The following is an 8,826-nucleotide window of genomic DNA, read 5'->3' as shown; positions in this document are numbered from 1 at the left end:
GGAGCGCCGCGCCGTCGTCCGTGCCGCCACCGCGCCCCCGGCCAGCAGAATCCCCGCCGCCCCGGCGATCAGCACGGTCCGCCTGGCGGGACGAGGGGGCGGGACGGATTCCCCGACGACGGTGGGCGGTTCCGGGACGGTGACGTCGAGGGCGGCGGCGGAGCGGGCGGCGATCAGCGCGGCCAGTCCGGGCGGTGCCCAGGCGTCCGGGTCCTCGCCGGATGGTGCGGCGAGGGCCCGGGCCACCTCCCGGGCCGTGGGCCGGTCCGCCGGGGCCTTCGCCAGGCACGCCTCGACGAGCGGTAGCAGGGCGGGCGGCAGGCCGTCCAGGGCGGGTGGCTCGTGCACGGTGCGGAACAGGACGGACGCGGCCCCGCCGTCTTCGAACGGACGGCGTCCGGTCGCCGCGTACGCGAGGACACACCCCAGCGCGAAGACGTCGCAGGCGGGTCCGGCTCGCCCTCCCGACGCCTGCTCGGGAGCGAGATAGCCGGGGGTGCCGATGACGGCGTCGGTCGCGGTGAGAGCGGTGGCGCCCTGGTGGCGGGCGATGCCGAAGTCGATGAGCCGGGGCCCGTCGAGCGCCAGGAGCACGTTCGCCGGCTTCACGTCACGGTGGACCAGACCGGCCTCGTGCACCGTGTCGAGCGCGTCGGCGAGGCGGGCCCCGAGCGCGCGGACGGTCGCGGGCGGCAGGGGGCCTTCGGCGAGGACGACCTCGGCCAGCGAAGGACCCGGTTCGAACACGGTGGTGAGCCACGGTTCACGGGCCTCGGTGTCGGCGTCCGTCACCGGGACCACCCAGGGGCCGGTGACCCGGCGGGCGGCCTCGGCCTCGCGCCGGAACCTGGCCCGGAAGCCGGGGTCGGCGGCGTGTTCGGCCCGGATGACCTTCACGGCCACGAGCTGCCCGCCGGACGTGCGCGCCAGGTACACGACGCCCATGCCGCCCGCGCCGAGCCGCGCCAGGACGCGGTGGGTGCCGACGGTCCGGGGGTCGTCCGGGGTGAGGGGCCGCATGCCGGGTCAGCTCTTGCTCGTGGCCAGCGGGCCGAGGTAGCGGAACGCGCCGCCGCGGACACCGTGGAGGTGGGCTGCCTGGCCCTTGAGCCGGTTGCCCTCACCGAAGGCGTAGTCGCGCGAGATGCCGTGGTACGAGGAGGCGGCGATCTTCGCGACCAGGTCGGCCCGTGCGGGGGGCCGGTTCTTCCGGGCGAGGGCGGTGAGGGCGGCGAGAACCAGTCCGGCCGCGTCGTACGCCTCGGCGGCCCAGGGAGCGGGGGCGCTCCCGTACTTCTTCCGGTGCGCCGCGGCGAACTGCTTCACGGCGGGGGCCGTCGCGCCGACGCAGGGCGAGACGAACTCCCAGTTCTCGGCGGCGTCCCCGGCGTCCTTCAGGAAGCGGGCGCCCATGGCCGAGTGCATGGCCATGCGGGGGCCCTTGTAGGAGGTGGCGGCGAGTGTCCGGGCGGCGCGGGCGGCCCCGGCCGGGTTCCCGGCGTGGAAGAAGGCGTCGCTGTGGTGCGCGAGCAGGTCGGCGACGACGGGGGCGAGGTCGCGGGTGCCCGCGGGCACGACGCGAGGGTAGGTGGTCCCGTCCGTGGAATCGACGACGAGCCGGTTCAGGAAGTAGCCCGTCAGGTACGCGGACTGGCCGCCGGCCCGGTCGACGAGCACGCCGAGTCGTTGCACGTCGGGCCGGAGCACCAGCCGGTTGCGGATCGGGTACGCCAGCGCGACATCGGACGGGACGGCCTGGAAGAAGGACCGCATGGACCGTGCGGCGAAGCTGATCTGCTGGGACGAGACGGTGACGAGCGGCAGCATCGCCTCGTCGTAGGTTCCGAGGACGGCGGTCGTGGCGGGATCGTCGGTCGGGCCGATCACGGCGAGCACGTCGTGGTCCCGGGCGAACCGCTCGGCGGCGCGCACGGCCGCGGCGGTCTCGCCCCGGTCGTCGAGCACCTTCACGCGCAGGCCGAACGGCTTGTCCGTACGGGAGTTGAACCGGTCGACCGCGAGCCGCACCCCGCGTTCCTGGGCCTGTCCGTCCGCCGCCCGGGGCCCGGACAGATCGGCCTGCACGCCGACGGTCCAGGTCCGTGCCTCCGACCCGGCCGCGCCGGAGCCGGCGTCGTCGTCGCGTAGCCACTCCCGTACGGCGAAGGCGCCTCCGCCCGCGACGGCCACCGCTCCGGCGCCCGCGAGGAGGAGCAGCCTGCGCCGGGCCGGGGCAGGGGCCCCGGGTTCCCCGGCGCGGGTGGCGTCGATGCCGGGGAGGGCCAGGATCGTGGCGGCCCGGTCGGCGATCAGCCGTACGACGTCCCCGGGAAGCCAGTCGATCGAACCGTTCGGGGCGTCGACGGCGATGAGTCGGTCGAGTGCGGCGGCGGTGGGGCGGGCGGCCGGGTCCTTGTCGAGCATGGTGCCGAGCAGAGCGCTCAGTTCGGGGTCGCTGATGCCGCCGAGATCCGGTGGCTCGTGCACGGTGCGGTAGAGCAGGGCGTCCACGGCGCCGCTCCCGAAGGGCGGCCGCCCGGTTGCGGCGTACGCGAGGAGGCAGCCGAGCGAGAAGACGTCACCGGCCGGTCCGACGGCGCCTCCGGTGGCCTGCTCGGGGGCGAGGAAGCCGGGGGTGCCCACCACCAGGTCCGTCGCGGTGAGCGCGGTGGCGTCGGTGACCCGTGCGACGCCGAAGTCGATCAGCCGGGGCCCGTCGGCGCCCAGCAGGACGTTGCCGGGTTTGACGTCGCGGTGGACGAGCCCCGCCGCGTGCACCGACGCCAGGGCGCGGGCCAGCAGCCGGCCGAGGACCTGGACGCTCGGCGCGGGCAGCGGGCCGCACCGGGTGACCGCCTCGGCGAGCGCGGGGCCGGGCACGAACTCGGTGGCCAGCCAGGGCCGTTCGTCCTCCGTGCCGGAGCCGGTGACCCGTGCCGCCCAGGGGCTGTCCACCCGGCGCGCGGCCTCCGCCTCGCGACGGAAGCGGACCCGGAAGTCGGCGTCGCCGGCGTGTTCGGGGAGGATTACCTTGACGGCGGCCAGCGCCCCGTCAGCGGCCCTGCCGAGGTAGACGGCGCCCATGCCACCGGCGCCGAGGCGCCCCAGCAGCCGGTGCCCGCCGATCCATGACGGGTCCGAGGCCCGCAACTCTTCCACGTGCCCTCAGCCCTTCTTCCCGACGGCCGCGTGCAGCCGCAACAGCATGGCGCTCTGCGCCTGGGCGCCGAGGTCACCGATCTCGGCTTCCGTCCACCCCTTGGCACCCTTGGCGGTCACGGCGAAGGTGAACCGGAGAATCTGGTCCTGCTCCCAGAAATACGGGTAGGGGCCGCCGAGTTCGGAGCTGCGGAACTCACCGGATTCCACGAGCGAGTCCTCGGAGTTGACATGGTTGGCCTCGCCCCGGGCAAGGGCGCCCGCGCCGAGCCCGCCGATGAACTCACCCTCGCGCAACTGCTGCGTGGGGCAGCGCATCGATTCCTCCAGCGATTCGGCCATCTCCCACCGTGCGCCGTCGTCCGTGCGGTGCACCGTGACGATCGCGGCCAGCCGCAGCGGCCCATTGCCCTTGCCCGCGGGGACCTCGAAGGAGCGTGTAAGGGTGGCGAGGACCCCGGGGCCCGGCTCGCGCTGCTGCCACACGCAGTCGGCGCCGAGCACCGGCCAGGTGTCCGGGCCGCTCTCGTACGGGGTACGCGCCACGACCCCGGGTCCGAAACTCTCGGGGTCCGCGATGACCTGCCCGATGAGGCGGAGAGCCGACTTCCTGGTGGTGGGCAGCCGGGCCGGGTCGGCGTCGATGACCGGTGCGCCGGTGGCGCCGGGGGTCTTACTCCCGGTGGCGGCCGGGGAGGCGCCCGGCCGCTTCTTCGCCCCGTCACCGTCCGCGTCCCCGCCGCCGCACGCGGTCACCAGCAGCAGCGGCACCGCCGCCAGGACTCCGTACCCGCGCCAGCCGCGTAACGGCCCCCCGCGCACCACGAACAACCACCCCCGCATCCCGAAGCCACGTCGATCCTAGGAGTACGGGAGCGGGGCTGCCGGTTCCCGGCGAAACCACGGCGCCGGCAGGACGTCCGGTCTTCGAGGTCGCGCCTGCGCCTGGCGCTCCTGCGCTGCGCTGAGAGCCGTTAACGCTCACATCGGCAGGCGCAAAGAGCTGGCGGCCTCGCCCGTATCGCCGCACAGCCCGTGAGGGCGGAGAAGGGGAGCGAACGTGCGAGGCATGCGCCAGGAGGCCTGAACTCCTCCTGATCCGACGCCGGCTGATCATGCGCGCGAGCACCCTGCCGCCGGACGACGCCCTCCGGTGCCGTACGGCCTTTGCCGACGGCCTTCCACCTGGCGTCGCTGTGCGCGGAACGGGCCTTGTCGGTGATCGGGCCACCTGCGTGGACTCCTTCGTGGAGTGCGCCCCGTAGGTGACTGTCGATCACCCCGGCCCCCCGCGACCAGGGGCCGAGCCTCCGGGACTGCCCGCGCGGGCTGCGGTGTCGCGCTCTCTCGGGAGCCGTGCTTTTCGCCGAAAGTTTCAGAGAACTGCACCCAGGTCTTGTCCATGACGGTTGTGAGCGTTAACAATCAGGGGGTCGCCCACGCCCTCCGCGCAGGACTGAGAGACCGCATCGTGACGCCTCACGCCTCTTTTCGCCCCGTCGAACGGCACCATCCCGACGCCTGCACGACCGGTGTGGACCGCGGCCCCCTCATCCGGGCGCGCCGTGGTGGTCAGGGTCCGCGACGGCGCCGCAACCCGGCTCGGCGGTCCACGAACACCGCCACGCCGTCATCCGCGATGCGGTCGCGGAGACGGCCCAGCACCCCAGAGGCCCTGAGCACGGTGTAACTCCCGCAACACCTGCTGGACCGTCACGTCACCCGCAAGCACGGCCCAGACGCCCACTACGGCAATCCGGCGCCCGTCCGGCCGCCGCGGTGGGGCGCTCCGCAGCCGCCCGCCACCGCAAGGGCCACGGGAGCCCGAGCGCTGACGACCGCGAAGGGGCCCACGCGTACCGCCCCGCCCACCGAGAGCACGACGCCCCAGCACCGTCCCCCTCAAGGAGAGCCGCCTTGCGCCCACGCAACACCATCAGAAAACCCGGTGTCCTCACCGGTGGCCTGCTCGCCACCTCACTGGCGGCCGGCCTGCTCGCCCAGACCCCGGTGGCGGCGGCGGACCCTGCCGTCACCGACTACACCCTCTCCGTCGACGCCGCCGGCAAGGGCCCGGCGATCGACCCCACCATGTACGGCGTCTTCTTCGAGGACATCAACAACGCGGCCGACGGCGGTCTCTACGCCGAACTCGTGCAGAACCGTTCGTTCGAGTTCAGCCCGGTCGACAACAGTGCCTACACCCCGCTGACCGGCTGGGAGCAGATCGCGTCCGGGGGCGCCACCGGATCTGTCACGGTCGCCGGCGACGCCGAGCGGCTGAACGAGCGCAACCGCAACTACCTGCGGGTCGACCTCGCCGGCACGGGCGGCACCACCGGCCGATTCGGCGTGGTCAACAGCGGCTACGGCCCGGGCATGGCCCTGAAGAAGGGGAAGCGGTACGACTTCTCCGTCTGGGCGCGCACGGACAACAAAGCCGGCACCCGTCTCGCAGCCGAGCTGCGCACCGCCGACGGCACTGTCCTGAGCGCGCCGCTCGGCATCACCGTGCGCGGCGACCGGTGGACCAAGTACACCGGCACGCTCGTCCCCAGGACGAACACCACCGCGGGCCGGCTCGCGGTGACGGCCGCCGGTGCCGGAACCCTCCGTCTCGACATGGCCTCGCTCTTCCCCCGCGACACGTACAAGGGCCGCGCGAACGGGCTGCGCAAGGACCTCGCCGAGAAGATCGCCGCGCTGAACCCCGGTTTCCTCCGCTTCCCGGGCGGCTGCCTCGTCAACACCGGCAGCCACGACGCCTACGAGGCCCCGAACTGGCAACGCCGCCGCTCCTACCAGTGGAAGGACACGATCGGTCCCGTCGAGCAGCGGGCCGTGAACGCCAACTTCTGGGGCTACCACCAGAGCTACGGCCTCGGCTACTACGAGTACTTCCAGTTCGCCGAGGACATCGGCGCGATGCCGCTGCCCGTCGTACCCGCCCTGGTCACCGGCTGCGGGCAGAACCAGTCCACCGACGACCCGGCCCTGCTCAAGCGGCACATCCAGGACACCCTGGACCTGATCGAGTTCGCCAACGGCCCCGTCACCTCCACCTGGGGCCGCAAGCGCGCCGAGATGGGCCACCCGAAGCCCTTCGGCCTGACCCACCTGGGCATCGGCAACGAGGAGAACCTGCCCGACGCCTTCTTCGCCCACTTCACCGAGTTCCGTAAGGCGATCGAGGCCGAGTACCCCGAGATCACGCTCGTCTCCAACTCCGGCCCCGCTTCCTCGGGCGCCACCTTCGACCGGCTGTGGGACCTCAACCGCAAGTCGGGCGTCGACATGGTCGACGAGCACTACTACAACTCGCCGCAGTGGTTCCTGGAGAACAACGACCGCTACGACTCCTACGACCGCAGCGGCCCCAAGGTCTTCCTCGGCGAGTACGCCTCCCTCGACAACCGCTTCGCCAACTCCTTGTCCGAGGCGGCGTTCATGACGGGCCTGGAGCGCAACGCCGACGTCGTCAAACTCGCCTCGTACGCTCCGCTGCTGGCCGATGTGAACAAGAACCAGTGGCGGCCCGACATGATCTGGTTCGACAACGACCGCTCCTGGGGCTCCACCAGTTACGAGGTCCAGAAGCTCTTCATGAACAACACCGGCGACCGGGTCGTGCCGAGCCGCGCCTCCGCCACCCCGTCCGTCTCCGGCCCCATCACCGGCGCGGTCGGCCTGTCGACCTGGGCCACCAGCGCCGCCTACGACGACGTCGAGGTGACGGCGGCGGACGGCACCACCCTCCTGAAGGACGACTTCACCGCCGGCGCTTCCGGGTGGACGCCGGCAGCCGGGCGCGGCGCCTGGGCCGTCCAGGACGGGGCCTACGTCCAGACCGACGAAGCCGCCGAGGACACCCTGGTCACCGCGGGTGACCCGGGCTGGCAGGACTACGACCTGAAGGTCAAGGCCACGAAGAAGTCCGGCAAGGAAGGGTTCCTGGTCGCCTTCGGCGTACGCGACACCGGGAACTACTACTGGTGGAACCTCGGCGGCTGGGGCAACACCCGCTCCGCCGTCGAAAAGTCCGTCGACGGGGGCAAGCAGACCCTGATGGACAAACCCACCACCATCGAGACGGGCCGCACCTACGACCTCCGCGTCCAGGTGCGCGGCCGGCAGGTCACCCTCTACCTCGACGGCAAGGAGTGGGGTTCGTTCACCGACGACAAGGCGGCCGAACCCTTCCGCCAGGTGGTGACCAGGGACAAGTCCGATCTGATCGTCAAGGTCGTCAACGCCCAGGCGACCGCGGCCCGTACGAGCATCGACCTCGGCACCTCCAAGGTCGCGTCGACGGCCCGGGTGACCACCCTGGAAGGCGCGCCGAGCGCGGTGAACAGTGCCGACGACCAGCCGATCCGGCCACGGAAGTCGACGCTGAAGGGCATCGGACGGACCTTCACCTACACCTTCCCCGCCCACTCGGTCACCTTCCTGCGCGTCAAGAGCAGGTAGCGGCGACCGGCGGCGCGGCGCACTGCCGCCGCCCCCGCTTCCCTGCCGTGGAGGGACGACCGTCCTCCACGGCAGGGATCCCCACAGCGCCACGGGCGGCGCGGTCGGCCGGCCGTGCGACGCCTCGAAGAAGCCCTGCCCGCTCGCCCTTTCGAACGCACCCCTCCGCCGGGTCGCAGAAGGAGCATCTCCATGAAGGTCGGACACCTCTTCCGCCACCGCACCGCGGCACTCGTGGCCGCCGCTGCCGCGGTCCTCGCCTGTCTGGTCCCCACGGCCTCGGCCGCTCCGGTGGCCGCTTACCCGGATCCGCTGCCCGTCACCGGGGACGTCGTCGTCCACGATCCTTCGGCGATCCGGCTCAAGGACGGAACGTACGTCGTCTACTCCACGCACGGTGGACTCGAAGCGCGCACCTCGCGCGACGGACGCCACTGGGAGCGGTCGGGGTCCGCCTTCACCACGCTTCCCGCCTGGTGGCGTTCCTACTCCGCGGAGAACGACCCCTGGGCCCCCGAGATCGTCCACCGCAAGGGCCGCTACTGGCTCTACTACGCGGTCTCCTCCTTCGGCTCCAACCACTCCGCCATCGGGCTCGCCACCTCCACCAGCGGCCGGCCCGGCACCTGGACCGACCAGGGAGAGATCCTCGCGAGCGACACGACGGACCCCTACAACGCCATCGACCCGGGCATCGTCGAAGGCGACGGCAGACTCTGGATGTCCTTCGGCTCCTACTGGACCGGCATCCGCATGGTGGAGCTGGACGACCGCACCGGGCGCCCCCTCCCCGCGGCCCCCGTCCACCACCTGGCCACCCGGCCCGACGCCCCCTACGCCGTCGAGGCCCCGTACGTGGTGCACCGGGGCGGCTACTACTACCTCTTCGTCTCGTACGACCGCTGCTGTGCGGGCACCGAGTCGACGTACAACATCCGCGTCGGCCGCTCCACCTCGCCGACCGGCCCCTACGCCGGACGCGACGGCAGGCCGATGACGCAAGGCGGCGGCGACCTGCTGCTGGCCGCCCACGGCAGGTACCTCGGCCCCGGCGGACAGTCGGTGCTCCGGGACCGCGGCCGGGACGTCCTCGTCCACCACTACTACGACGCCGAGGACCAGGGCACTCCCAAGCTCGGCCTCACCCCGCTCTCCTGGAGTGCCGACGGATGGCCCGTGCTCGCCCGCTGACGGCGA

At 72.7% G+C, this 8,826-nt stretch carries 5 protein-coding genes; 2 read left to right on the top strand and 3 right to left on the bottom strand.

All coding sequences use genetic code 11. The features are described 5' to 3' along the window. The 3 genes from MHW47_RS08445 to MHW47_RS08435 form a co-directional block, all read right to left on the bottom strand. The coding region (locus tag MHW47_RS08445) for a serine/threonine-protein kinase (RefSeq protein ID WP_239222007.1) at positions 1–1,020 on the bottom strand (1,020 nt) is incomplete at its 3' end. Positions 1,021–1,026: 6 nt separating this feature from the next. Further along, the gene (locus MHW47_RS08440) at positions 1,027–3,159 is read right to left on the bottom strand and encodes a bifunctional serine/threonine-protein kinase/ABC transporter substrate-binding protein (protein WP_239222006.1); all 2,133 of its coding nucleotides are present in this window, start codon (positions 3,157–3,159) and stop codon (positions 1,027–1,029) included. Between the two features lie 6 nt (positions 3,160–3,165). After that, positions 3,166–3,981 carry a hypothetical protein gene (locus MHW47_RS08435; RefSeq protein ID WP_374230069.1) on the bottom strand — a complete coding sequence of 272 codons (816 nt, stop codon included), beginning with the start codon at positions 3,979–3,981 and terminating at the stop codon, positions 3,166–3,168. A gap of 1,095 nt (positions 3,982–5,076) precedes the next feature. Here MHW47_RS08435 and MHW47_RS08430 point away from each other — a divergent pair. Then, on the top strand, positions 5,077–7,629 hold the full coding sequence (locus MHW47_RS08430; RefSeq protein ID WP_374230068.1) for an alpha-L-arabinofuranosidase C-terminal domain-containing protein: 2,553 nt from the start codon (positions 5,077–5,079) through the stop codon (positions 7,627–7,629). A 192-nt stretch (positions 7,630–7,821) separates the two neighbouring features. Beyond that, positions 7,822–8,820 (top strand): arabinan endo-1,5-alpha-L-arabinosidase, encoded by a 999-nt coding sequence (locus MHW47_RS08425; RefSeq protein ID WP_239222004.1) that lies wholly within the window; start codon positions 7,822–7,824, stop codon positions 8,818–8,820. Positions 8,821–8,826: the final 6 nt, after the last annotated feature.

It is taken from the genome of Streptomyces sp. OfavH-34-F (assembly GCF_022347745.1).
GTDB lineage: Bacteria > Actinomycetota > Actinomycetes > Streptomycetales > Streptomycetaceae > Streptomyces.
The sequence above is the reverse complement of the archived record's forward strand: the minus strand, read 5'-3'. Positions and strand labels throughout refer to the sequence as shown.